This window comes from Streptomyces sp. NPDC057136 (genome assembly GCF_042670885.1).
GTDB lineage: Bacteria > Actinomycetota > Actinomycetes > Streptomycetales > Streptomycetaceae > Streptomyces.
Genome location: NZ_JBHUUV010000002.1, coordinates 400,640 through 424,308, shown reverse-complemented (window position 1 = coordinate 424,308; position 23,669 = coordinate 400,640). Strand labels below are relative to the sequence as shown.

The 23,669-nt window shown below is 70.1% G+C and carries 16 protein-coding genes and 2 pseudogenes; 6 read left to right on the top strand and 12 right to left on the bottom strand.

Going from position 1 to position 23,669, the window contains the following annotated elements; translation table 11 throughout:
* Positions 1-330 precede the first annotated feature (330 nt).
* Positions 331-1,014 carry a phosphotransferase gene (locus tag ACFT7S_RS04475; protein ID WP_382726785.1) on the top strand — a complete coding sequence of 228 codons (684 nt, stop codon included), beginning with the start codon at positions 331-333 and terminating at the stop codon, positions 1,012-1,014.
* A 19-nt stretch (positions 1,015-1,033) separates the two neighbouring features.
* Here ACFT7S_RS04475 and ACFT7S_RS04470 read toward each other — a convergent pair.
* Positions 1,034-1,697 (bottom strand): annotated as a pseudogene (locus ACFT7S_RS04470) (LuxR C-terminal-related transcriptional regulator).
* A 75-nt stretch (positions 1,698-1,772) separates the two neighbouring features.
* On the opposite strand from ACFT7S_RS04470, the gene ACFT7S_RS04465 reads away from it, so the two are divergent.
* Positions 1,773-2,168: an FtsX-like permease family protein gene (locus ACFT7S_RS04465; RefSeq protein WP_382726829.1), complete on the top strand. Its 396-nt coding sequence runs from the start codon at positions 1,773-1,775 to the stop codon at positions 2,166-2,168.
* Positions 2,169-2,175: 7 nt separating this feature from the next.
* Here ACFT7S_RS04465 and ACFT7S_RS04460 read toward each other — a convergent pair whose 3' ends face one another.
* The 4 genes from ACFT7S_RS04460 to ACFT7S_RS04445 all read right to left on the bottom strand — a co-directional run bounded on the left by ACFT7S_RS04460 (position 2,176) and on the right by ACFT7S_RS04445 (position 6,382).
* Complete coding sequence (locus ACFT7S_RS04460) at positions 2,176-3,093, bottom strand: sulfurtransferase (RefSeq protein WP_382726782.1); 918 nt, start codon at positions 3,091-3,093, stop codon at positions 2,176-2,178.
* 123 nt (positions 3,094-3,216) lie between these two features.
* Positions 3,217-4,362, bottom strand: coding sequence for an alkene reductase (locus tag ACFT7S_RS04455; protein WP_382726779.1), 1,146 nt, complete (start codon positions 4,360-4,362; stop codon positions 3,217-3,219).
* A 228-nt stretch (positions 4,363-4,590) separates the two neighbouring features.
* The gene (locus ACFT7S_RS04450; RefSeq protein ID WP_382726777.1) at positions 4,591-5,856 is read right to left on the bottom strand and encodes an MFS transporter; all 1,266 of its coding nucleotides are present in this window, start codon (positions 5,854-5,856) and stop codon (positions 4,591-4,593) included.
* Positions 5,849-6,382: an SDR family NAD(P)-dependent oxidoreductase gene (locus ACFT7S_RS04445; protein ID WP_382726775.1), complete on the bottom strand. Its 534-nt coding sequence runs from the start codon at positions 6,380-6,382 to the stop codon at positions 5,849-5,851. The genes ACFT7S_RS04450 and ACFT7S_RS04445 overlap by 8 nt, the downstream gene beginning before the upstream one ends.
* A 127-nt stretch (positions 6,383-6,509) precedes the next feature.
* On the opposite strand from ACFT7S_RS04445, the gene ACFT7S_RS04440 reads away from it, so the two are divergent.
* Positions 6,510-9,806 carry a BTAD domain-containing putative transcriptional regulator gene (locus ACFT7S_RS04440; RefSeq protein WP_382726773.1) on the top strand — a complete coding sequence of 1,099 codons (3,297 nt, stop codon included), beginning with the start codon at positions 6,510-6,512 and terminating at the stop codon, positions 9,804-9,806.
* Positions 9,807-9,990: 184 nt separating this feature from the next.
* On the opposite strand, the gene ACFT7S_RS04435 is transcribed toward ACFT7S_RS04440, so the two are convergent.
* On the bottom strand, positions 9,991-11,886 hold the full coding sequence (locus ACFT7S_RS04435) for a P-loop ATPase, Sll1717 family (RefSeq protein WP_382726770.1): 1,896 nt from the start codon (positions 11,884-11,886) through the stop codon (positions 9,991-9,993).
* Positions 11,887-12,096: 210 nt separating this feature from the next.
* Here ACFT7S_RS04435 and ACFT7S_RS04430 point away from each other — a divergent pair, with 210 nt between their 5' ends.
* The 3 genes from ACFT7S_RS04430 to ACFT7S_RS04420 are packed head-to-tail and all read left to right on the top strand — an operon-like array spanning position 12,097 to position 18,631.
* Positions 12,097-15,678 (top strand): protein kinase, encoded by a 3,582-nt coding sequence (locus tag ACFT7S_RS04430; protein WP_382726768.1) that lies wholly within the window; start codon positions 12,097-12,099, stop codon positions 15,676-15,678.
* 56 nt (positions 15,679-15,734) lie between these two features.
* Positions 15,735-17,222, top strand: coding sequence for a hypothetical protein (locus ACFT7S_RS04425; RefSeq protein ID WP_382726765.1), 1,488 nt, complete (start codon positions 15,735-15,737; stop codon positions 17,220-17,222).
* A 44-nt stretch (positions 17,223-17,266) separates the two neighbouring features.
* Positions 17,267-18,631, top strand: a complete 1,365-nt coding sequence (locus ACFT7S_RS04420; RefSeq protein WP_382726762.1) for a protein kinase — start codon at positions 17,267-17,269, stop codon at positions 18,629-18,631.
* A 186-nt stretch (positions 18,632-18,817) separates the two neighbouring features.
* Here ACFT7S_RS04420 and ACFT7S_RS04415 read toward each other — a convergent pair whose 3' ends face one another.
* The 6 genes and pseudogenes from ACFT7S_RS04415 to ACFT7S_RS04390 all read right to left on the bottom strand — a co-directional run.
* Complete coding sequence (locus ACFT7S_RS04415) at positions 18,818-19,405, bottom strand: hypothetical protein (RefSeq protein WP_382726760.1); 588 nt, start codon at positions 19,403-19,405, stop codon at positions 18,818-18,820.
* Between the two features lie 80 nt (positions 19,406-19,485).
* Positions 19,486-19,938, bottom strand: a complete 453-nt coding sequence (locus tag ACFT7S_RS04410; protein ID WP_382726758.1) for a hypothetical protein — start codon at positions 19,936-19,938, stop codon at positions 19,486-19,488.
* A 29-nt stretch (positions 19,939-19,967) separates the two neighbouring features.
* Entirely contained in the window at positions 19,968-20,144 is a 177-nt protein-coding gene (locus tag ACFT7S_RS04405; RefSeq protein ID WP_382726757.1) for a hypothetical protein, read from the bottom strand.
* Positions 20,145-20,282: 138 nt separating this feature from the next.
* Positions 20,283-22,676: an ATP-binding protein gene (locus tag ACFT7S_RS04400; protein ID WP_382726754.1), complete on the bottom strand. Its 2,394-nt coding sequence runs from the start codon at positions 22,674-22,676 to the stop codon at positions 20,283-20,285.
* Positions 22,677-22,792: 116 nt separating this feature from the next.
* A pseudogene (locus ACFT7S_RS04395) lies at positions 22,793-23,023 on the bottom strand (YdcF family protein); the annotation flags it as partial.
* Positions 23,024-23,422: 399 nt separating this feature from the next.
* Positions 23,423-23,669 (bottom strand): tetratricopeptide repeat protein (locus ACFT7S_RS04390; RefSeq protein ID WP_382726753.1); only part of this gene is annotated, 247 nt, incomplete at its 5' end.

Genomic DNA, 23,669 nt, shown 5'->3' with positions numbered 1-23,669 from the left:
CTGCTCGAACGAAGTTGAGAGCTCGGGGAAGAAGCCGAGAGCTCGGGGAAGTGCCAGACGCCGTGACCCCGGCCATGATCCGCCGGACAGGCCCTACGGGGAAGGGTCCCGTCCGCGGATCGAGATCCGCGACGAGCCCGACAGCACCCGGCTGCCGGCCCGTTGCCTGACCCCGGACCGGCTGCCCGTGGGGATGGAGCTGCTGGTCTCCCGCCCCGCCGGTCATGAATCGCTGTCCGTGGTCGTGCCCTGGAGCTGCTGGGCTGGGCCGAGGACGTCCGCATGCGCTGGTGACTCCCCCTCTGGCGACGGCCCGGGTAGGTTCCCCTCATGCACACAGGCCAACCGCTGGGCTCAGGACGCACCGCCGATGTGTACGCGATCGACGAGTCCTGGGTCCTGCGCCGCTACCGCGACGGCACCGACGCCACGCCCGAACTGGCTGTCATGGCGTACCTCGCCGCCTCCGGATTCCCGGTCCCCCGCATAGGCCCGCCCGCCGGTCCCTCGATGCCGGTCTCCGATCTGGTGCTGCAACGGCTGACCGGCCCGACCATGGCCGAGGCCCTGTTCGCGGGCACGCTCAGCGGGCCGGAGGGCGCCGAGACGCTGGCACTGCTCCTGCGCGAGCTGCACACGATCCCGCCCCGGCTCTCCCACGACCCGGACGACCGGATCATCCATCTCGATCTGCATCCCGAGAACGTGATGCTGACACCCCATGGGCCGATGGTGATCGACTGGAGCAACGCCTCGGAGGGGCCGCCGGAGCTGGACCGGGCCATGTCGTGCCTGATCCTGGCCCAGGTCTCGCTCGACCCTTCGTTCCCGGCCGGAGCCGCCCTCCGGGGCCTGCTCGGGGAACTGCTCGACCGGCTCGCCGAGGACGGTGGCGTACCCGCCGATGCCCTCGCCCGCGCCAGGACGCTCCGGGCGGCCGACCCGAATCTGACCGCACAGGAGCTGGCGGTACTCGACGAGGCGGCGGAGCTGATCGCCGCGGCGGCCGGCTGACCCGGCCCCGTATCCCCGGCTACCCCCGCAGATAGGCCAGTACGGCGAGCACCCGGCGGTTCGTCTCATCCGTCAGCGAGAGGCCGAGCTTCGTCAGGATCGAGCCGAAGTGCTTGCTGACCGTGCCCTCACTGACCGACATCGCCTGCGCCACCGAGGCGTTCGAGCGGCCTTCGGCCATCAGCGCGAGCACCTCCTGTTCGCGGGCGGTGAGCCGGGACAGCGGATCACGGCGGTGCCTGAGCAGTTGGCGTACAACCTCCGGGTCGACGACGGTGGCACCGTCGGCGACCCGCTGGAGCGCGTCGACGAACTCCTCCACGTTGCCGATCCGCTCCGCGCTCATCCGGTCCGACGCCAGGGCCGTCGACCCGTCCGCCCTGGCCCGGGTCGCCCGCCTCCCCGTGGTCTCCGGCCGGGTCACCGACCTCGACGACGGCTCCATCGTCGTCAACGAGGAGTGGGAGACCCGGACCGTCGGGCAGCGGGTGAGCGTCTGGCTCGGCGACGGCCGCAAGGTGTCCCTGCGCATCGCCGCGGTCCTGCGCGTCGGCACCGGCTCCAACGGGGTGTACGTGACCCCGAAGAACGCGGCCGGCGCCGGAATCGACCGTATCGACATCAAACTCCGTACCGGAGCGGACCGTTCGGCCACCGCCGCCCTCCTCGCGAAGGCCGGACAGGCAACCGCCACCCCGGTCCTCACGAAGGACGCCTGGGTGAGCGAGCACTACCCGCGCACCAGCGAGAACACCCGCATGGGCCTGCTGCTGATCCTCGGAATCGCCCTGCTGTACACGGGCATCGCCCTGGCCAACACCCTGGTGATGGCCACCTCGGACCGGGTCCGCGACCTCGCGGTGCTCCGTCTCACCGGCGCCACGAAACCCCAGGTCCTACGTCTGGTCGCCGTCGAGTCCCTGGTGGTCGTGGCCGTGGGCGCCGTCCTCGGCGGCGTGGTCGCCGCCCTGAACCTCCTGGGCGTCAAGGGCGCCCTGGAACTACTGTCCGTGAGCTCACCGGTGATCGTGCCCTGGGGCACCGTGGGCGCACTCCTGGCCGCGAGCGCCGCCCTGGCCACGGTCTCCGCCGTCCTCCCGACCCTCGCGGCCCTGCGCACCCGGCCGGTCGAACTGGCCGGGATGCGCGAATGACGCCCCCTCAGCCATTCGCTCCGGTCACTACGGGCCGTTCCGAGGGCAGGCCCCACTCGCTCCAGGACCCGTCGTACACGGAGAGTTCGCGATACCCCGCGAGTTCGGCACCCAGCGCCAGTACGCAGGCGGTGACCCCGGACCCGCAGCTGAAGACCAGCCGCTCCCGCTCCCCCGCGAGCCCGGCAAAGGCGGTTCGCAGCTCCGCGACCGGGAGCATCCGGCCTTCGCGCTGGATCTCGACGAAGGGCAGGTTCACCGCACCCGGCATATGGCCACCCCGCAGCCCCGCCCGGGGCTCGGGAGCCGTACCGGAGAACCGTTCCCGGGCGCGGGCGTCGAGGACGGCGGACGCCGGGTCATCCAGAGCCGCCGACACCTCACCGCTGCCGACGACGAACCCGGCGCGGGGCCGGGCGGTGAAGTCGCCCTCCGGCACGGCGGGCGCGGGCCCGCCGCTCTCCAGCGGCAGCCCGGCCGCCGCCCAGGCGGGCAGACCGCCGTCGAGCACCGCGACCCGGTCGAAGCCCATCGCGCGCAGCATCCACCAGGCGCGGGCACTGGAGTAGATACCGGCCCCGTCGTAGACGACCACGGTGTCGCCGTCATGGACACCCAACGCCCGCATCTCCTCGGCGAACCGGTCCGCGCCGGGCATCGTGTGCGGCAGAGGTCCGGAGTGGTCGGACAGCGCACCGTCGATATCGAAGACCCGGGCCCCCGGAATCCGCTGCTCCGCCTCGCGCCGCGCACCCACCGAGGCATCGAGCACCACCAACCCCGGCACCCCGAGCCGCGCCGCGAGCCATTCGACACCGACCAGCGGGCCGTGAAGCGGGCCGGGAAGATGGCCGGGCAGCTGAGCCAGCCCCTCGGCATTCAGCCCGGAGGCCCTCGGGTTCGCGTACTGCACCCCGTCACTCATGCTCTCTCCCGCCCTCACCATCAGCTCCCGCCCGGCAGCACACCCTGCACCAACTCCGCGCCGGCCCACACAGCTTCTGCCCGCCGCCACACGATAGGTCAGCCGCCGGCCAACGATGAATCGTCAGAGCACGGCCGCTTCGGGTTCCTCGACCCCGTGGTGGGCGGCGGCCAGCGCGGGGTAGTCGGTGTACCCGGTCTCCCCGCCCGTGTACATCAGCCCTTGCTCGCGCAGCGGGTTGAGCGGTGCGCCGATGCGCAGTCGTTCGACCAGGTCCGGGTTGGCCAGGAACGCGCGGCCGAGCGAGACCATGTCGGCTCCCGCGGCGAGGAGCCGCTCACCCTCGTGCCTGCCGCCGTCGGCGGGGAGCGGACCTGGCCACGGCAGCTTCGGATTGGCGATCAGCACGCCAGGCCAGTTCTTCCGGATGCTCTGGAAGAGGGGCTGGTCCGGGTCGGCGAAGACGACGTGCAGATAGGCCGGGGCGATGTCTGCCAGGGCGTCGATGAGCGGCGGGTACAGGCTCTCGGTGTCTCCTTCATCGATGCCGTTGACGGTGAGTCCCGGCGCGATGCGCACACCCACCCGGTCGGCGCCGATCGCGTCGGCGACGGCCCGGACCACCTCGACGGTGAACCGGATGCGGCCGGCGACCGGGCCGCCGTAGGCGTCGGTGCGGTGGTTGGTGCCCTTCGCCAGGAACTGGTGGAGGAGGTAGCCGTTGGCGGCATGCACCTCCACCCCGGCGAAGCCCGCGTCGACGGCCTTTCGGGCGGCGGCGGCGAAGTCGGCCACGGTGGAGCGGATCTCGTCGATGGTCATCTCACGCGGCACGACGGCGGCCCGGTGCCCGCCGGGAGTGAAGACCGTGTCCGGAAGCGGGACGGGCGAGGGCGAGACCGGCGTCAGCCCACTGTTGTCGGGGTGGCCGACCCGGCCACCGTGCTGCAACTGCAGGAACATCCGGCCGCCCGCAGCGCCCACCGCATCGGTGACACGCCGCCATCCGGCCACGTGCGCCTCGTTGTGGATCGCGGTGATGTTGGGGTACGTCTGCCCCACGGCGTTCGGCGTGGAGGCCTCGGCGATGATCAGCCCCGCGGAGGCACGCTGCGCGTAGTAGGCGGCCATGATCGGTTGCGGGACACCGTCGGCTGCGGCGCGGTTCCTGGTCATCGGCGCCATCACCAGGCGGTTGGGCAGGGTCAGAGCTCCGAGTCGGGCGGATTCGAAAAGGCGTGACTCAACCGGTGTGCCGAACGTGGTCATGGTCGTCTCCTTGTTTTCGGCGCAAGCAATGTGAGGGAGGCCCGGGACGTGTCCGGCAGACAGGCCCTAGGGCCTCTCGTTTGGATCAGGCCGGATCAGGGAGCGGGGTCTGGTGCGTGCAGCTGCAAGGCGGAGGATTGAGGCATGGCGGAGCCATGGTGATTGACGACAACGCGGCAGATGTGCGTGCCAGACCCCGCGAGCCCGGCATGATCCAAACGAGAGGCCCTAGGCGTCTGTGAGTTCCGGCGCGGGGCGCTCGGCGGGAAATGCGTGGGTGCGGGCGGCGATCACCACGGCAAGGACCGGCGCCAGGAGCAGCAGGACGGCCCAGGGGAAGGAATTCGAGCCGACCATACTGAGGAGGACGCCGCCGAGAACGCCGCCGCCGGCCATGGCCACGTTCCACAGGGTGACCAGCATCGCCTGGGCCGCGTCCGCCGATTCGCCCCCGGCATCGCCCGCAGCGGTCTGCAGAAGCGTGGGGGCCCCGCCCCAGCCCAGACCCCACAGCGTCACCGCGAGGTAGACCAGTGCGGGGCTGTCGGACATCACGGCCAGGATGGCGGCCGCCACGCCGATCAGGAGGGTGCCTGCGATGGTGAGCGTGCGCAGCAGCCGGTTGATGTGTGCGCCGACGATCCAGATGCTGACCAATGAAGCGGCGCCGAAGACCAGGAGCACGAGGTCGGTGGAGCCGCCCATGCCGAGGCGGTCGAGGTACGTGGCGATGTACGTGTACAGGATGGTGTGGGCCAGCACGAAGACCAGGGTGACGAACAGGACCGGCGTCACACCCGGGATGCGCAGGGTGCGCAGCATCGGGGTGCGGGCGCCCCTCTCCTGGCCCGGGTAGTCCGGTACGGCCGCGGTGATCCAGGCAAGCAGGACGACGGTCAGCACGGTCATGGTCAGGAACGCCGTCTGCCATCCGAGCGCCTTGCCGAGGAAGGTTCCCGCGGGTACGCCCAGCGAGAGCGCGACCGGGATGCCGGCCATGGCGACCGCGATCGCCTTGCCCTGGAGGTGAACAGGCGCCATGCGGCGGGCGTATCCGGCAAGGAGTGCCCAAGCCAGGCCCGCTGCCACCCCGGCGACGAACCGGGCCACCATGGTCAGCGAGTAGTCCGACGAGACGGCGGTGACGGTGTTGGCGGCGGCGAATCCTGCCATCGCCGTGAGCAGCAGCCGCTTGCGCCGCCACCCCGCGGTCGCCGCGGTCAAGGGGATCGCCGTGAGCGCGGTCCCGATCGCGTAGACGGTGACGGTCTGCCCGGTCGCGGTCTCGCTGACGCCCAGGTCGGCGCTCATCGCGGGCAGCAGGCCCGCGGGCAGCGTCTCGGTCAGGCTGGTGATGAAGACGGCTGTGGCCAGGGCGAGCAGCGCAAGGAGGGGAAGCTTCTGCTCCTGCTCCTTCTTCTGCTCCCTTTTCTGCTCTCTTTTCTGCTCCTTGGCGTCAGCAGGAGGAGGGGTGGTCGACTGCGTGCTACGCATCGTCGTTTCCAGCCTTTCCAGGTCGAGTGGGCAGTGGGCTGCTAGTGCTGTGCTGTGGTGCGGAGCTGGTCCGGGCGGGGCTCCCGTCGGCCGGCATCTCGGCGGCCGTCGTGAACGTCGCGTCCACGGCCACGAAGAGCGCGGCGCGTGCCACTTCCTCGGCGGTGCCGTGATCCCGGACTCCGGCGTCGACACGGGTGAAGACGATCGAGCCGCCGTCACGCAGGAGCGGAAGCAACGCCGGCACGGGCAGTCCGGTACCGCCGTTGACGAAGAGGAAGTCGATGGGGCCGAGCCTGTCCTCGACGGTGGAGGTGAGCTCCTCGACGGCCGTCGGACCGGTCGGGTCCAAGCTGACGACGTGCGCGCAGGAGCCGAGTTCGACAGCGGCGACGGCGAGGTTCTCCGGGGTGCGGCCGGTCAGCAGGACCTCCGCACCGCCTTCGACGAGCCGTTTGGCGATGGCCACGCCCGTGCCCCTGGTGTCGCCGATGACCACGCCCTTCCTGCCCCCGTACTTGGTCATGCTCTGCTCCCTGCCGCGCGTTCTCGGTGTGTGGTGCTGCGGACAGGAATGACAGTGCCTGTGGGCGCTTCGGAGTCGCTGATGGTCTGCTGACGCCCCGGCACTTCGCCGTGTGTACGGTGAACCCATGCGGTTCGGGGTGCTCGGTCCACTGATGGTGTGGGACAGCGAAGGCGAGCCGGTCGCAGTCCCCGAGTCGAAGGTCCGGGCGCTGCTGGCCGATCTGCTGGTGCACGAAGGGCGACCGGTCTCCGCCGACCGGCTCATCGAGGACCTGTGGGGCGATGACCTGCCGGGCAAGCCCTCCAATGCCCTTCAGGCCAAGGTCTCCCAACTGCGCCGGGCTCTGGGCCGCGACCGTGTGGTGCACCAGGCGCCCGGTTACCGGTTGCGCCTCGACGGTGACCGGGACGAGGTGGATGCGGACCGTTTCCGGTCCTTGGTGGACCGGGCCCGTCTTCTGGACGCCCCGCAAGCACGGGCCGCGCTGCTCACCCAAGCCCTTGAGCTGTGGCGCGGTCCCGCGTACGCCGATTTCGCGGACGAGGAGTTCGTCCGCACGGCAGCGCAGCGCCTGGCGGAACAGCGCCTGACCGTCCTGGAGGAACAGGCCGAGGCCCGCCTGGAGTCGGGCGACCACGCCCTGCTCACCGGGGATCTCGCGGACCTGGCGGCGCGCCATCCGCTACGGGAACGGCTCCGCGCCGTTCAGCTGCGTGCCCTCTACCTGGCGGGCCGCCAGAGCGAAGCGCTGGCCTCGTACACGGAGCTGCGTGACCGCCTGGCGGACGAACTCGGCCTCGAACCGGGCCCGGAGCTGACCGCGCTCCACCACGCGATCCTGCGACAGGACGCCTCGCTGGGCCTCTCCCCGACCCCGGCGCCCCCGACCCCGGTGCCTGACAGCGGCGGCCGGCCGCGGTCGAACCTCCCTGCTCCCCTCACCGCACTGGTCGGCCGGGACCGGTCCTTGGACGAGGTCGGTCAGCTTCTCGCCACCGCACGCCTTGTCACGCTCACCGGCCCCGGCGGGGTCGGCAAGACACGGCTCGCCGTGGAGGCCGCCACCCGGCTCGCCCACGACACGGACGGAGGCGCCCCCGACGGGGTGTGGCTCATCGAACTCGCCGGTCGGCGCGGGACCGCGGCCGATCTCGCGCAGGTGATCTGCGCCGCGCTCGGCATCCGGGACGACGTGCCCTCCGGCGTACCCGGACCCGGTGTGCTCGCGGCGCCGGCCGACCGGCTCGCCGTCGCCCTGCGCGACCGCCGGACCCTTCTCGTACTGGACAACTGCGAACACGTCGTCGAGGCGGCTGCCGAACTCGCTGCGCTGCTGTTGCACACCACGCCCGGACTGCGCGTACTGGTCACCAGCCAGGAGTCTCTTGGCCTCGCGGGTGAGGCGGTGTTCCTGGTCGAGCCACTCCAACCGTCCGACGCCGTCGAGCTGTTCGCGGCACGCGCCTCCGCGGCCGCACCCGGCTTCTCGCTGCACGGGGCACCTGACGAAACCCGCGAAGCCGTGGCGGAGATCTGCCGACGTCTCGACGGCATCCCGCTCGCCCTCGAACTGGCAGCAACCCGGGTTCGCGGCCTCGGCATACAGGAATTGGCAGCACGCCTCGGCGACCGGTTCCGGATACTCACCTCCGGGCAGCGGGGCGCGCCCGCGCGGCAGCAGACACTGCGGGCGGTGATCGACTGGAGCTGGGAGCTGCTCAGCGCACCGGAGCGGATCGTGCTGCGCCGCCTTGCCGTGCACCGCGACGGCTGCACCCTGGACGCCGCGGAGGCGGTGTGCGCGGGTGACGGTGTGGCGCACGACGAGGTCCTCGACCTGTTGACCCGCCTGGTCGACCGGTCCCTGGTCGTCATGGTGGACGGGCCGGCCGGAACAGTGCCCCGCTACCGGTTGCTCGAGTCCGTGACCGCCTACGCGATGGAGCGCCTCCACGAGATGGAGGACCTCACCGGCGTACGGGACCGGCATCTGCGCCACTACCTCGACCTCGCCGAGCAGGCCGAACCGCATCTTCGCAGCGGCGGACAGCAGGCATGGCTCACCCGGCTCGACGCCGAGGCCGCCAATCTGCGCGCGGCGCTCGACGAGGGACTGCGGCGCGCCACGGCACATGAGGCGGGTGGACCGGCCGAAGCGGTACGCCTCGCCACCGCCCTGTCCTGGTGGTGGCTGCTTCGCGGCCGGCTGGGCGAGGCCCACCGCACCCTGTCGGCGATACTCGCCGCCACTTTGCCCTCCGACGAACTCCGCCTGCTGCACAGCGCGTTCGCCCTGCTGACCGGAGACCGGTCAGCGACGACGGCATACCCCGCAGCAGCAGTCGACGATCCACCGAGGCACGGCCGGGCCGTATGGCTGTACGCATACGGGCAGTTCAACGCCGGCGACCTCGCCACCAGCGAAGAGGCCAACGCCCACGCCCTCGACCTCTTCACCGCCGCCGACTACCGCTGGGGCACCGCCGCCGCTCTCGGGCTGCGGGCGATGCATGCTCTGGTCCGGGGCGATCTCGCCACCCTCGGGCACGACGGTCTGCGCAGCGCCGGGCTCTTCGGGGAACTCGGGGATCGTTGGGGCGAGTTGCAGACCGTACAGCCGCTCGCCGCACTCGCCGAGATCAAGGGTGACTACGAGGAGGCCACTCGCCGGCACAAAGACGGGCTGCGCATCGCACAGGACCTCGGACTGGAGACGGAGGTCTCCGCGCGGCTCTCCGGGCTCGGCAGGCTGGCGCTGCTCGGCCACGCATGGGACCGGGCTCACGAACTGCACGAGCAGGCACGGCGGTTGGCCGTCGAGCAGGACTACAGGTACGGCGAGATCCACTCGTTGATGGGACTCGCCCTCGGGTCACGACGCTCCGGCGACCTCGATGCTGCCGAGGCGTATCTGCTGCGCATCCGCGACGCCGGTGATTCCTCGGAGGTCGGCGAGCATCTGCTTCTCGCGGAACTCGGCTTCACCGCCGAACTGCGCGGGGACGCGGCTCAGGCCGGAGCCCGCCATCTCCTCGGCCTGGACATCGCATGCTCCATCGGGGAGCCCCGCGCCCTGGCCCTCTCCCTGGAGGGCCTGGCAGGCGTCGTGACGCTTTCCGGGGAGTGGGGTCACCCCTGCTCGAACGAAGTGGAGAGCCCGGGGAAGGACCTGGCCGGGCGTGCGGCTCTCCTGCTCGGCGCGGCGGATGCGGCGCGCCGGAGCGTGGGCGCCCCTCTGCCACCCGCCGAGCGCGGTGACGTGGACCGGATCACGGCGAAAGCGGCGGTCGCTCTGGGGCAGGCAGCCTTTACCGAGGCGTTCCGGCGCGGCGCCGAACTGGACCCTGCGACGGCCGCGCGCACAGCCCGCGACGTGCTGCAACGTGGCCAGGAAAAAAGCAAAAGCCCCAGGTCACGGTAAGTGAGTCTGGGGCTCTCCCCATCCGATTCCGCTCACTGAGCAGCACGGCATCCGCCACCATCGGCCTCCCTGGGGGCCAGGTTTCCGCATGCGTGCCATGCCGTGGCGTCGGCCGGATGGACCCGCCGCGCACCTTCTACCTCTAGGTGCGCTGAATCGCCCCTGTCCTTCGGGGCGTCCCGCGCTACGAATTGCTGTTCCCCGAGCCGCCGTACGCACCCCCGACCATGCGGATCAGTCGGCGGCACTCGTCCTGGACCCGATGGGCGACGCTCTCGGCGCCTGTCTCATGGTCCAAACCGTTGGCCAGGAGTTGCACGGCGAGCGATTCGAGGTAGGTCACCGCGCGCAGTACGTGCTGGGAGGCGTCGATGGGCCTCCCCTCGCGCAACTGAATCAGGGACTCGTTCGCGTCCTGCATGACACTTCCGACCTCGCGAGCCACCTCGCTGCGGGATTCGACGGGCATCGAGCCGGCCCGGCTCATCTGACGCAGGATCCGGTCGCACGACCGGACGAGTTCCTCCATCAGGCTGAAGTCCCGGCCGACGCTCACGCCGGCGATCCTGGGGGGATAGGAAGAGCTGCGCACGCGATGAGCGACGCGGTGGGGCTCGTACGGGTGGAGACCGGTGGCGTTGAGGGCGTTCAGTGCGGGGCGGAAGCACGGGTGGATGTGGAATTCACGCTCGTACGGCTGGACGGTCCTGTGCCCGTCGGTCGCGTACACCACGTCGTTGCCCAGCCGCACCCCGAGGAAGCTCGCGGCGTACAGCGCATCCACGACGGCGGGCCCGGACAGGCCCTCGGCGTACTCGGGGAACTGCCGTTGCAAGGTGTCGGCCATCTCGTCGAGGCGCGTTTCGAGGACGCTGCGCATCACCACGTAGCCACCGTTGCGGAACATCTCGAACAGAGCGGAAAGATACGGGTAGTTGACGAGATATTCCTTGGCAAGGTCGCCGAGCTTCCATTCGGAGAACTGCTGGGCCGCCTCGACGACGTCCTCTTCACAGATCCGGACCCGCTGTGCCGCGACCGCCCGGTCGCGGCACAGATTGAGGAACTGAATGGCGTCACGAGGGCGGGGAAGCGCCCGGGAGTACACATAGTCGAAGGTGGATTCGCCAGAAACCTCCGGCGGGAAGATCTCCCGCCACAGCAGGTCGGATGTGACCTCTGACCCGATGGAGGCCTGCGCCCGGGCAAGAGCCATCTCGCGCAGAGCGGAGCGGGTCCAGTCGATCCGCATCTCGTCGCCATGGAACTTGTCGCCCTCGCCGAACTGCAGGCTGTCGTAGATGTCCGACCGCAGGAACAGCAGGCATCGCAGCGCTCCTCCGTACGCTCCGGCCGTATGCTGCGCGGCCAGAAGCAGACCGATGACCATGGCGTTGCTGTCGGGGTCGTTGGACCACACCTGTTCCAGCTTGTCCACCATCAGCAGCAGTGGCGCGTGCTGCCCGGCGCAGTCCAGATCGGTGAACGCCTGCACGACACCGCGCTCCAGGATCTCCAGCTGACGGGTGGCGCGGGAGCCTTCGCTCGCCCCCTTCACGTCCATCGCCGCCTTGACCCCGAATGCCTCCAGCGACAGCGACGTCTCCAGTCCGCGGGCGCCCTTGACCAGCCGGTCATAGAGCCGCTCGTCCACCGCCTCGTCGTTCGCCGCGAGGAAGCTCCGCAGCGCCTTCACCGAGCCCGGAACGCGCCAGCGGTGCTCCCGACTGTGGCCGACCAGGTGGCGAGCCGCATGGACGGCGAAGACATACCGCCAGATCAGGGACTTGGCGGTGTCCCCGGTGAGGCCTTGTAGCTCGAATCTGCGCAGTTCGTCCCCGGCCGCGTCGTCCGGGGTGATCACGACCGTACCGCCGGGGCGGGCGCCGTCGCCCGCCAGTCGTACGCAGATGGCACTCTTGCCCGAGCCCTTGCGGCCGATGATCAGCATCTTCCGGCCGTTCAACGCCTCTTCGTACGCCGCTGTTCGCATGAAGCCCTCGCGCAACAGGCCGACGGTCATGTCACTTTCGGCGTCGTCACGCCCGAAGTAGAGCCGCCGGACGGCTTCCACGCTCATACGATCCCCCGATTCGTCACGCGCCCCACGGTAGCCAAGTCCCGTGGTGCCGGGATGGCCGAGAAATGATGCCGTCCTCGGGAAGACTGCCCGGAAGGGAACTGCAAAGCTTTCTGAAGAGTCCTCTTCATACGACGCTGCGGACCCACCTGCACGATTCCACCACTTCGTCCCCAACCACTCATTGAACAGGGCCAATTGGAGGTGCGCATGACGACGCCCGGCACGACTTCCCACATCCCCCCACACTGGCCGACCGGCATGGTCGTCGACGGCCGGTACAGAGTGGAGCGCATGCACGGGCATGGCGGTATGGGGCTGGTGTACCGGGTACGGCACCAGATATGGGACACCGACCTGGCGGTGAAGTGCCCCCGGCCGGAGTGGTTCCAGAACCCTGCGGACAAGCAGAGATTCGTCACCGAGGCGGAGACCTGGGTGTCGCTGGGACTGCATCCGCACGTGTGCAGTTGCTACTACGTGCGCACGATCGACGGCATCCCTTGCGTGTTCGCCGAGTACGTCGAGGGAGGCAGCCTCGCGGACTGGATCGCGAACGGCAGGCTGTACGAGGGCGGACCGTCGGCAGCACTGGCCCGGATCCTGGACCTGGCGATTCAGACGGCCTGGGGCCTGGCACACGCGCACGGCCGAGGCCTCGTGCACCAGGACGTCAAGCCGGGCAACGTACTTGTGGCGGAGGACGGCACGGCGAAGGTCACGGACTTCGGACTGGCCCGCGCCCGCGCCGCCGCGGCCACCCCGGGGGTTGCCGCCGCTCCACAGGACCCGTCACTTCCGCCCGGTCTCACCGTCTTGGTCCCCAACGGCGGGATGACCAAGGCGTACGCCTCGCCGGAGCAGGCGGACGGCCGGCCGCTCGGCCGACGCAGCGACATCTACAGCTTCGCGGTGTCGGTCTTCGAGATGTTCAACGGTGGAGTGAGCTGGATAGCGGGTCGTGTGGTGGGGAGGTCCCTCGATGCGTACCTCGAGGCCGGCGGGACGGGCGAGACCCACCTGCCGCCCATGCCTCCCGGCATCGCCGACCTCCTCGCCGGCTGCCTGGCCGGTGACCCGGCTGACAGGCCCCGTTCGATGACCGCGGTCGCGGCACGAATTGCCGAAATCTTCCGCCAGGTGACCGGCCGTGACCACCCGCGCCCGGAACCGGTCGAAGCCGATCTGCGTGCCGACGAGTTCAACAACCGCGGTGTGTCCCTACTCGACCTGGAGAAGGCGGCCGAAGCAGAGCGGGCGTTCGCGGAGGCTCTTACGGCCGACCCTCGGCACCTGGGAGCGACGTACAACAGCGGGTTGCTGTCGTGGCGGCGCGGCACCCTTACCGACGAAGACCTGATCACCCGGATCGAAGCGGTGCGTCCCGATGCCGAGGATCCATGGCAGGTCAGGCAGTTGCTGGCCCAGGTGCATGTCGAGCGCGGTGATCTGGAGTCGGCACGTGAGCTTCTGGAGGGGGTGGCCGGGGAACGGTCCGGAGAGCCGGAGGTTCGGTCGGCACTTCGCATCATCCGCTCCGAAGGTGTCACCAGCGGTCGGGAGATGCCACGGCACAAAGAGCACAAGGACTTGAACCGACAACTACTGCCTGTCCGCGTCAGTCCCGACGGACGACTGGCCCTGACCGGTGGCTACGGCCGGACTCGGCTGTGGGACCTGCGCGATGGGCAGTGCCTGCTGGCTCTCGATGGACACAGCGGGGAAGGACGCCTCTCGCACACGCACGCCCTCGACCTCACACCGGACGGTCGGTTCGCCGTCTCCGCCAGTGAAGGCGGTGACAAGAGGAGCGTACGGTTCTGGGATCTGACCGACGGACAATGCCTGCGCACCCTCACCGCGCCGGCCGACGGGGTTCGGCTGACTCCTGACGGACGCCTCGCACTGTGGGGATGGTCCCGCGACACGATCCAGGTCTGGGAGACCCGCAGCGGGGAGCTCAGGACGCCGCTCGCCGGGCACGCGGCCGGCGTGGAGCGGGTGGAGGTGAGTGCGGACAGCCGGTGGGCACTGTCCAACGGCTGGGAACGGGGGGTGCCGTCGGTCAAGCTGTGGGACCTTGACAGCGGCCTCTGCGAACAGGCCCTGACCGGCCACAGGACGCCGGTGATCGCCCTCGGTTTCCATCCCGACCGGCACACCGCGGTCGTGTCCTACCAGGACGGAACGATCGGCATGTGGGACCTGCGCGACGGCCGGTGTCTACGTGTCCTGAGAGGTAAGCGTGCCAACCTCCTTTCGTTCAGCGAGGACGGCCGATTCCTGCTCGCGGGCGACAGTTCGAGAGGCACGGTGCGGTTCTGGGACCTGGACAGCGGACAGTGTCTGCGCACCTACCGGGACATCCGGATGAACGCCGTCCTGCTCGGCGCCGAGGGCGGGGCCGGGCTTGCGGTCTGCGCCGACAGTCACGACGGTGTTCGGGCCTGGCCGCTGGGACTGCCGAGTGGCCACCCCGCGCCTCCGCACCTGAGCCGCCCCCTCCCGCTCGCGGAACTGCGCACGTTGGAGAGCCGCATGGGCACGATGGTCGTCGAAGCGGAGCGGGCCATGGCAGGCGGTCGTTTCACCACGGCCCACGACCTGCTCACCCGGGCTCGGAAGGTTCCCGGGCACGAGCGCGCTCCGCGGGTCATGTCCGCCTGGTGGGAGCTGGGGCGGCATGCGGTGCGGGCGGGGCTTCGGACGGCCTGGCCGGCGCGGGCCCTGGACGCCTCCGACGAGGACCTGTACGCGGTCGAAGTGAGCGACGACGCGGAGCTCGCCGTGTCCGCCGGCGCCGACTGGACCGTCCGGCTGTGGGACCTCCGCAAGGGCACCTGCCTACATGAACTGGAGGGCCACCAGAGCCCGGTGCGGTCGGTCTGCCTGAGCGGGGACGGACGGCAGGCCCTGTCGGGCGGTCAGGACGGCACCGTACGCCTGTGGGACGTCGGCACCGGGAAGTGCCGACGCATCCTGCGGACGAACAGGTTTCCCCCCGCACCTCCGGTACCGGTGCGCTTCAGCGCGGACGGACAGCAGGCCGTCCTCGGCAGCGGTGACGGCGCGATCAGGCTCTGGGACGTGGACACCGGCAGCCTCACGCAGACGCTGACCGGTCATGAAGGTCCGGTCAACGCCCTCTGGGCCGGCGTCGACGGCCGCCTCCTCGCGTCGGGCGGGGCCGACGCGACGGTGCGGTTGTGGGATCTGGAAGAGGGTCGGTGCGTACGGGTCCTGGAGGGACACACGAGTGGCGTGACCTCGCTGTGCGTCGCCGCCGACGGCACCTTCGTATTGTCCTCCGCGAGCGGACACGACCGGAACATCCGCATGTGGGACGTCGCCACCGGGGACGAGGTGCGGTCGTTCGAGGAGAGTTCGGCTTCCAGTGGGCTTCGGATCACCGCGGACGGGCGCTACGCGGTGTCCGCCGGCGGGGACATCCGGGTGTGGGAAGTCAGCAGTGGCAGCCATGTGCTCACACTCGACGGTCACGACAAGGCCCCGGACTGTCTCGCGACGACGCCCGACGGGCGAGCAGTGCTCTCCGCGGACGTCGACGGAACCCTCCGGTCGTGGGCGCTCGACTGGGAGTGGGAGACCCGTGAACCGGCCGACTGGGACGAGGGCGCGACCCCGCATCTCGAGTTGTTCCTGCGCCGGTTCGGGTCGCGGTGGACTCCGACCGACTTCGACGGCCTGCTGCGCCGTCTGCAGGACGCCGGCTATGGCTGGCTGCGGCCCGAGGGAGTGCGGGCACAGCTCGACGCCGTGACAGGCGGATGAGCCGCAGAGCGCACGTCAGGACCACCCGGAGAACGAAGATTCACTAAGGAGTGCTCATGGGGGAGTTCCTGGAGGACTTCCGGCTGGACATCGGACGACCCGATGTGTGGGCCGGGGCGGAGGACCTTGGCCCACGACCGTCGGCGGTACCCGGCGTCGAGCAACAGGCCAGGAAGTTCGCGCTCCGTATCGCCCGCGCGCTCATCAGCGCCTGCCCGCCCGACTGGGAGCTCCTCAAAGCCGAGTTCGCGCTCACGATCGAGGCCGAGTTCGTGGAGGTCGCCGTATTCGACCGCGCATGGACGAAGATCGAGCCGCCGCGCTCCGTCCTGGCACTCGTGCGCAAGCAGCGCGAGATATCGGCCGAGCTCGACGCGGGCGCTTGGTGGCGGCTGACGCTGGACCTGACCGACACCGGTGATCTCTCAGTCGCGTACGACTACGGCCGCGAGCCGTTTCCCGACGGGCAGTTGTTCGAGCCCGAGGATTACCGGCTGGACCTGGAAACCTACCCGCGAGACAGCCTGCCGGTGTGGCTGGCGGCCTACATCTCGAACGCCGATCGGCAGAAGCGCAGCCCGCAGCAGGCCGCCGCGATGGTTCGCGCCGACCGCCGGGGGAAGGTGTGGCCGACCCTGAGCTCGAACGATTTCCCGCACTTTCCAGAGATGTGGGCTCGGTGGGCGGTGATTTCGGCGGCGTTCGTCGCCGCACGGTCGAAATGGGGTCCGAGGATCAAGCCCGGCCTGGCATGGTTCGAGGGCTCCCGCCGCTCCGGCTCCACCCTGTACCAACTGCCCGACGGACGGGCCGTGTTGTCCGGTGGACTGTGGGAGGACCCCAGGCTGGACGCCGTCTACGGCGACGGCGAAGAAATGCCGAACTTCTATGCGGGCGCACCGGACTGGGTGGCCGACCCGGTGCTGAACCCGCGCGCCGGCACCGGATTGCTGTCGTTCTGCTACTGGTGGGACGCCGGGCGCTGGTACCGGGGCGAGTCGCCGTCGGCAGAAGAGGTCAGCACCGCCGTGCCGGGCATATGGACGGCAGGCACCACCGCGGGCATCGTCGCGGGGCTGCTGACGAACTCGGCAACACCGCGTGCGGAGCAGCGGGAGTTGGCTTCGGAACTGGTGTCCGCCGCGGAAGCGGGTCACGTGACCCGCGAGACGGTGGTGAGCGTCTTCGGCGATGACGGCGGATTCGACGGCGACGGCGCTCTGTACCAACTCTCGCTCGCCGGACTGGTGGTCACGGTACCGGGGCGGATGCACGAGGAGGACGCCATCGCCCGAGTGCGACAGTACCTCCTGGCCCTTGGGAGCACTCCGGGCTTCTCGGCCTCGGAACTGGTGGCCGACAGGTTCAGCATCGGATGGATGGTCTACGTGCCCGTGCCGCGCGGTGAAATGGCCATCGGCCGGGCAATCTTCTACATCGCCGACGACGGCGTCCTGGTGCACTCGTCCTCCTCCGTCGCACCGTCGGTATTCGTCGCCGGCTTCGAGAAGCAGTTCCAGGAACGCCAGCAGGCGAAGTACTGAGTACGGATACCCCCGCCACCCGGACACCCAGGAGCCTTGACCCGATGTCCCGACCGCCCACCGTCACCCTCACCCTCGTCAGCGGCCACCTCGACCGCACCGACCATGTCTTCGACGAGCGCAGCACCTCCGTCGTCGGCCGCTCCAGGGACTGCTCACCGCGTCTGCCCAACGACGAGCACCACCGCACGGTCTCCCGCCACCACTGCCTGCTGGACATCAACCCGCCCGTCATCCGCATCCGCGACTTCGGCAGCCTCAACGGCACGTACGTCAACGGCCTGAAGATCGGTCAGCGGGCGCAGGACGAATCCCCCGAGGAAGCCGCCACACAGACTTTTCCCGAGCACGACCTCACCGACGGTGACGAGATCAGAATCGGCGACACGGTCTTCCGCGTCGACATCCACGCCGAGGACACCGTCACCCATGCCCAGTGCGCCAAGTGCCGCCGCGAGGTCAGCGACGAGGTGGGCGGCCGACCGGGGGAATACCTCTGCGCCGCCTGCCAGGCCAGTCCCTCCGGGATACTCAGGATGCTTCTCGACCTGGCGCACTCCGGGCATGCGGAGCTCCATGCCATCGCCGGATACACCCTCCTCCAGGAGCTCGGCCGCGGCGGAATGGGTGTCGTCCATCTCGCCCGCCACGAATCGTCCGGGAAGGAGGTGGCCCTGAAGGTGATGCTGCCGAGGGTGGCGACACGTCCCGAGGCCCGGCAGCGCTTCCTGCGCGAAGTGGCGCTCACCAAGGCGTTGCGGCATCCGAACATCGCCGCGCTTGAGGGCGCCGGATTCGTCAACGGCATCTTCTTCTTCACCACCGAGTACTGCACCGGCGGCAGCGTGGACGTCCTCCTGCAGCGCAGAGGGGGACGACTGCCGGTGGACGAGGCCGTCGGGCTCGCGCTCCAGGCGCTGGACGGGCTGGAGCACGCGCACCGCCAGGGCGTGGTCCACCGCGACCTCAGCCCGTCCAACATCCTGCTGCACAGGGACACGGACGGTTCCATGACGGCGAAGATCAGCGACTTCGGCCTCGCCAAGGCCTTCGACCGGGCCGGCCTCAGCGGTCTCACCCGCACCGGGGAGGCCGCGGGAAAGCCGTGGTTCATGCCGGCCCAGCAAGTCATCAACTTCAAGGACGCCAAGCCCACCGGGGATGTATGGGCCCTCGCCGCTTGCCTGTACAACATGCTGACCGGGGCATACCCCCGGGACTTCCCGCGCGGCGAGGACCCCTGGCGAATCGTCCTGGAGTCACCTGCGGTGCCTGTGCGCGAACGCGAGCCGGATGTGCCGCAGGCCCTCGCCGGCGTGATCGACCAAGCGCTGCGCGAGAAGCCGGAATTCGGCTTCCACAGCGCGGCCGAGTTGCGGCTGGCACTCCTCGCAGTGGCTCACGGATGATGACCGTCCCACTGACGGCGCGGCGGCTGACCGACCGTCATCTGCTCCGTCGCTGCACGCCTGGCCACCGAGCGGCCACCAAACCATTCCCCGGAATCCGAGTAACGGGCCAAGCTCCCACTGATCTGCTGGTCACCTGGTCACAGCCATGCGCTGGAGACCGAGCACGTACTGTCCAGCGCAGACCTACGCATGGCGATACATGAGCCCAGCCGAAGGTATGACCATGTACGAGAAGCGTCCCCATCGGCCGGTCCTTCGCAGAGCCAGTCCGAGGCGGCCGAGGTGAGGGTCCAGCCTCGGCATGCGTGCACGGAGGGCTGCCCTGGTCAACGGTTGCTCGGCTGAACCCAGTAGACGGGTCAGATCGTGGCAGCACCAGGGTTCGGGATCGGCGAGGATGAGACTCAGAAGGACTCTCTGCGAAACCTGCTGGGGAAGCAGGTGACGCGGTAGCGGGTCCTGCTCCTGGGACCGGGACGTGTGTGCCTTGTCCTTGGCGACCCACCGCTGGTCCGCCATCAGCCGGGCGGCCAGCTCCTCTATCGGCATGCTGCGGGCCAGGACGTTGGTGGCACCCGCTTCGAGCAGCGCCGCGGGACAGGTGCCCTCGGGCGCGAGGACCGTCACGGGCGCCAGCCGCCGCAGAATGCCGACGCGCCGGCCCAGTTCATGAGCGCATCCCTCGTCCGGCACGTCGAGAACCGCCAGCGGGCGCGGCCGTCGGGTCAGGAGCTCTCCGTACGCGTGCAGCGTCCCCCAGGGATTTACCACCGGTGGGAGCAACTGTGTTCTGCGCGCGTCCCTCAGCAGCCGACCGCTTCGCTCCCGATCAAGGGAAATCACCACACACCTCAGAGCTCGAGGGCCCACCTTGTCGGCGCCGGCCGGTTCAGCGGGTTCAACCCGTTCAGTCTGTCCGGGCGGTTCGTCCTCGACTGCGGGCAGCAAGGTGATCGTCCGTGCGAAAGACTGCACGGCACCTCCAAGTTCTTGCATCGTCCTTCGTGTTTCTTCGTTCTTCTCAGCGCAGCTGAGCCGGGCAAGCCGCGCTCGGGCACGACAGCCGCGATCGCACGGTGCCGACCGGGAAGCCGAGTGCTTTCGGCGGCCTGTTGGTGGTCCAGCCCGGCCGACACGCACAGGGCGAACTCCTCACCGTCCTGGCGGCGCAACTTGCCCAGCGCGTCGTGGACCACCGCGAAGACGGCGGGCGTGGCGATGCCGAGCAACCAGGGCTTGAGTGAGCCGCCGTCCGGCTCCACCGTCTGTCGGGCGCGCCGGGCGGCCAGGAAGGTCTCGGACATGGGCTCCTCGGCCTATGCTGCGTTGCCGGTCAGCCGCATGGTTGTAGACCACCCGCGCCTGGGCGGTTTCCCGTGGCCTCCGCCATACCGCCGCATCCCGGGGAGAACTGCCGGGTCCGCCAGGCCACAAGAGCGGTGAACAGGTCGATGACGCTGTTGGCCACGATCAGCTCCACTCGCTTGGCGTCGGCCTGCAGGGTGGACACCTGCACACCAGACTCGAACCGGCTCTTCCCTCCACCCGTGCGGTACCGGTGGAGACCAGCTGTTTTCCCGCCAAGAGCAGTTAAGCAGCCGGGCATTGCGGGCTCCAGGCAGAACACAGGCAGAATGAAGTCGGGGCCTCAGTCGTCGCAGTACGCGAGTTGCTGTCGGGCCTCGGTGATGCAGTCGGGGTCGGCGGTCGGGCCGAGGGACAGGCAACGGGTGAACGCGTCCCGGGCATCGGCCCGGCCTCCGGCGGCCAGCATGGCGTTGGCGAGGTGGACCAGTGCGCGGCTTTCCAGGCCCGTGTTACCGCTCTCGCGGCTCAGGCCGACCGAGGTTCGCAGATGGTCGATCGCCTCGTCCCAAGATCCCGTGAGCGTGCAGGCACGGCCCGCGCCGGTGTGCAGGGAGAGCCGGGTGACGTGGGCTATGTGGGGTTCGACGCGATCCCCGACCCGGTCCAGGACGGCGAGCGTGTGCAGGAGAGAGTCGAGGGCTGCCTCGCCCTGGCCCTGCTCCAGCAGGCTGAGGCCGTCACTGTGCATGGCGTGGAGCATGCCGTGGAGGTCGTCCGCCGATTCGAACAGCCGGGCGGCCCGGTGGTTGTGGGCGGTGGCCGGCCCGAAGTCGCGCAGCAACTGGTGGGCCCAGGCGGCGTAGCAGTGGGCCCATGCCTGCTGGGGCAGGTCGTCGGCGCGTTGTGCGGCGGCGAGGGCCTCGGCGGAGCGGGCGAGGCCCTCGCGGGGGCGGGCCTCGCACACGAGCACCGCCCAGGCTTGGTAGTTGAGCTGGGTGGCCTCCAGGAGCGGATCGCCCAGGGCCTGCGCGCAGCGGGCGGCGGTGCCGAAGACCTCGGGCCAGTGGCCCCAGAAGATCCACTGGTCGGAGAACCAGTGCAGGGCCTCAGCCACCTCCACCACGCCGGCGTACTGTTCGGCGGCCGCGGCCGCACGCAGCGCGGCCAGCCAGTTGGCGCCCTCCGCCTGAAGCCACTGCCGGGCCCGGTCGGCGCTGGAGAGGTCGACGGTGCCCTGCCAGTCGGGGGGCGGGGCACCGTGCCCGGGCTCGTACCAACGGCCGGCCACCACGGCGGTCTCCAGAAGCCATTCGTGCATCGCCGCGCGGGCCCGCGCGGTGTCCTCGGCGCTCTCCTCGGCCTCCAGGCGCGAGCGGGCGAACAGTCGCAACAGATCGTGGAAGCGGTAGCGGTCCCGCTCCGAGCCCAGGAGTCCGGTCTCCACCAGCTCCTCCAGGGTGTCCTCGGCCTCGAACAGCGGCTGCCGGGTCAACCGGGCGGCGCAGGCGGCGCCGACATCCGGGCCCTCGACCAGGGCGAGACGCCGGAACAGGCGGGCCGCCGCGGGGGTGAGCTGGCGGTAGGACAGCTCGAAGGCGGCCGAGACCCGGAGGTCCCCGGCGGTCAGCGCGTCCAGGCGCCGCTCCTCGAAGGCGAGGCGGTCGGCAAGGCGGCGCACGCTCCAACCGGTGCGGGTGGCCAGCCAGTTGCCCGCCACCCGCAAGGCCAGCGGCAGGTGCCCGCACCGGCGGGCGACCACCGCCAGCGCGGCCGGGTCCGCAGCGCATCGTTCCGCTCCCACCAGGCCGGTGAGGAACGCGGTCGCCTCTGCCGTTCCCAGTTCGCCGAGCGGCAGTCGGTGCACGCTCTCCAGACCGGTGAGCATCCGCCTGCTGGTCACCACGACCATCCCCGCACCGGCACCCGGCAGCAGCGGGCGGACCTGGGCCTCATCACGGGCGTTGTCCAGCACGAGAAGGCACCGCCGATCGGCCAGCAGGTGCCGGTAGAGCGCCGGGTGACCCCGCGGTCCGGCCTTCGCCAGGTCCCGGTCGGCCACACCGAGCGCCTTGAGCACGCCCAGCATCAACTCGGCCGGCGCGGGCGGAGCGTCGTCCATACCGCGCAGGTCCACCATCAGCTGCCCGTCCGGAAACCGGTCGGCCAGCTCCCGGGCGGCATGCAGCGCAAGCGTGGTCTTGCCCGTCCCGGGCGGCCCGAACACCGCGGCCACGACGGGCTGTTCGACTTGCGCGGCTATGGCGGGCTGTTCGGCGCCCGCCGCTACGACCGGCTGCCCGGCGCCCGCCACCACCGTCTGACCGCCGGTCGCCGCTTCAGGCTCGGGCTGCCCTGGGGACAGGTGCCGGTCGGTGGAGAGGTGGCGCCCGGCGGCGCGGTCGGCGAGTTCCGCCAGGAGCACCAGCTCCGGCTCACGGCCCACGAAGTCGTCGATGCCACGAGGGAAGGCATGCACCCCCAACGGGCTGTATCCCGGGCTGCGTCCGGCCCGCGCGGCCGTCAGCAGCCGCTCTCGATCCGTTTCGCCCAGCCCCAGGCCGTCGGCGAGCGCGGCCACCGTCCGCCGCCGCGGAGCTGCCCGCCGCGCCCGTTCCAGGTCCCCGATGCCCCGCACACTCACACCCGACGCCTCGGCCAGGCCCTCGATCGTCAGGGACACCTCCAGCCGCAACTCCCGCAGCAGCGCCCCGAACGCCGCGCTCTCCCCGGCCACCGCGCCCCCTCGTGCACGCCACCGCCCGAACCGGGCTGCCCGAGCGTGATCTCCAGAACTCTACGGGGGCCGATCCCTCGCTCGGCGAGCAGTACGGCCCACCCTTCAGGCACGCACCGCAGGTTCTCCTCGGTGGTGGTGGAGCGGTCCTCGCGCTCGATGTGCTCCTTGGGGAAGCCACGCTCTGTGAGGTAGTCGGCCATCGCGTGGGCCTCGGGAAGGTCTTCGTCCGGGCCCTGTCCGCCGGAGGTGATCAGCACCGGGGGGTTGCCACGCGCGGCCTGCGCCTCGTACACCGCGCGTCCTCGCTCCAGCCTGCTGGCCGGCAGCGGCGGCACCCGGTTGCCACGTCGGCCGAGCGTAGGTCACCGACCGCTCCGCTCACGCATCGCTCACGCAAGCCACCTCACGGCACCCCAGCCGTGTGACGCGTCACGCCGCGAACAAGGAAAAACCCCAGGTCACGGTGAGTGAGTCCTGGGGCTTTCAACGGAGCCGCCTTCGGGATTCGAACCCGAGACCTACGCATTACGAGTTGTCCGATCTTGTTCCACGGACGTCTGTCGGTATCCCCACGGTTACAGCATCCCTGGTCAGAGATGCTGTTGGACCCCAGCGGAGGCCGACGGACGGTTATGGAGCGGGCGGCGACTGAGACCTCAAGTGAGACCAAGACCTCTTCGCTCCGAACTCTCGGCGGGCTGAGTCATTGAGGTCCGATGGGCTGGTCAATGGGCTGTAGGCGGCTACTGATGGCCAGCAGCGGGAGTTGAGGTTGCTGTCTTCTGTTGTACAGCTTCGGCGGCTTTACGAGCGCGGGCGAGGTTGTTGCGGCTGGTCAGGGTGTCGGGGTGAGTGTCGCCGAGGACCTGCACGCATTGGAGGAGGGTGGCCTCGTACAAGGGGATGGCCCGCCCCAGATCCCCCGCCGATTCAAACGCCGCAGCCAGGTTGTTGCGGCTGGCCAGGGTGTGGGGGTGGGTGTCGCCGAGG

Bases quoted from the DNA above. Each gene is read 5' to 3' on its own strand.
- ACFT7S_RS04475 (WP_382726785.1), top strand. From the start codon at position 331: ATGCACACAGGCCAACCGCTGGGCTCAGGACGCACCGCCGATGTGTAC.
- ACFT7S_RS04455 (WP_382726779.1), bottom strand. From the start codon at position 4,362: ATGACCACGTTCGGCACACCGGTTGAGTCACGCCTTTTCGAATCCGCC.
- ACFT7S_RS04435 (WP_382726770.1), bottom strand. From the start codon at position 11,886: ATGAGCGTGGAAGCCGTCCGGCGGCTCTACTTCGGGCGTGACGACGCC.
- ACFT7S_RS04440 (WP_382726773.1), top strand. From the start codon at position 6,510: ATGCGGTTCGGGGTGCTCGGTCCACTGATGGTGTGGGACAGCGAAGGC.
- ACFT7S_RS04420 (WP_382726762.1), top strand. From the start codon at position 17,267: ATGTCCCGACCGCCCACCGTCACCCTCACCCTCGTCAGCGGCCACCTC.
- ACFT7S_RS04465 (WP_382726829.1), top strand. From the start codon at position 1,773: ATGGGCCTGCTGCTGATCCTCGGAATCGCCCTGCTGTACACGGGCATC.
- ACFT7S_RS04460 (WP_382726782.1), bottom strand. From the start codon at position 3,093: ATGAGTGACGGGGTGCAGTACGCGAACCCGAGGGCCTCCGGGCTGAAT.
- ACFT7S_RS04425 (WP_382726765.1), top strand. From the start codon at position 15,735: ATGGGGGAGTTCCTGGAGGACTTCCGGCTGGACATCGGACGACCCGAT.
- ACFT7S_RS04410 (WP_382726758.1), bottom strand. From the start codon at position 19,938: ATGTCCGAGACCTTCCTGGCCGCCCGGCGCGCCCGACAGACGGTGGAG.
- ACFT7S_RS04450 (WP_382726777.1), bottom strand. From the start codon at position 5,856: ATGCGTAGCACGCAGTCGACCACCCCTCCTCCTGCTGACGCCAAGGAG.
- ACFT7S_RS04445 (WP_382726775.1), bottom strand. From the start codon at position 6,382: ATGACCAAGTACGGGGGCAGGAAGGGCGTGGTCATCGGCGACACCAGG.
- ACFT7S_RS04430 (WP_382726768.1), top strand. From the start codon at position 12,097: ATGACGACGCCCGGCACGACTTCCCACATCCCCCCACACTGGCCGACC.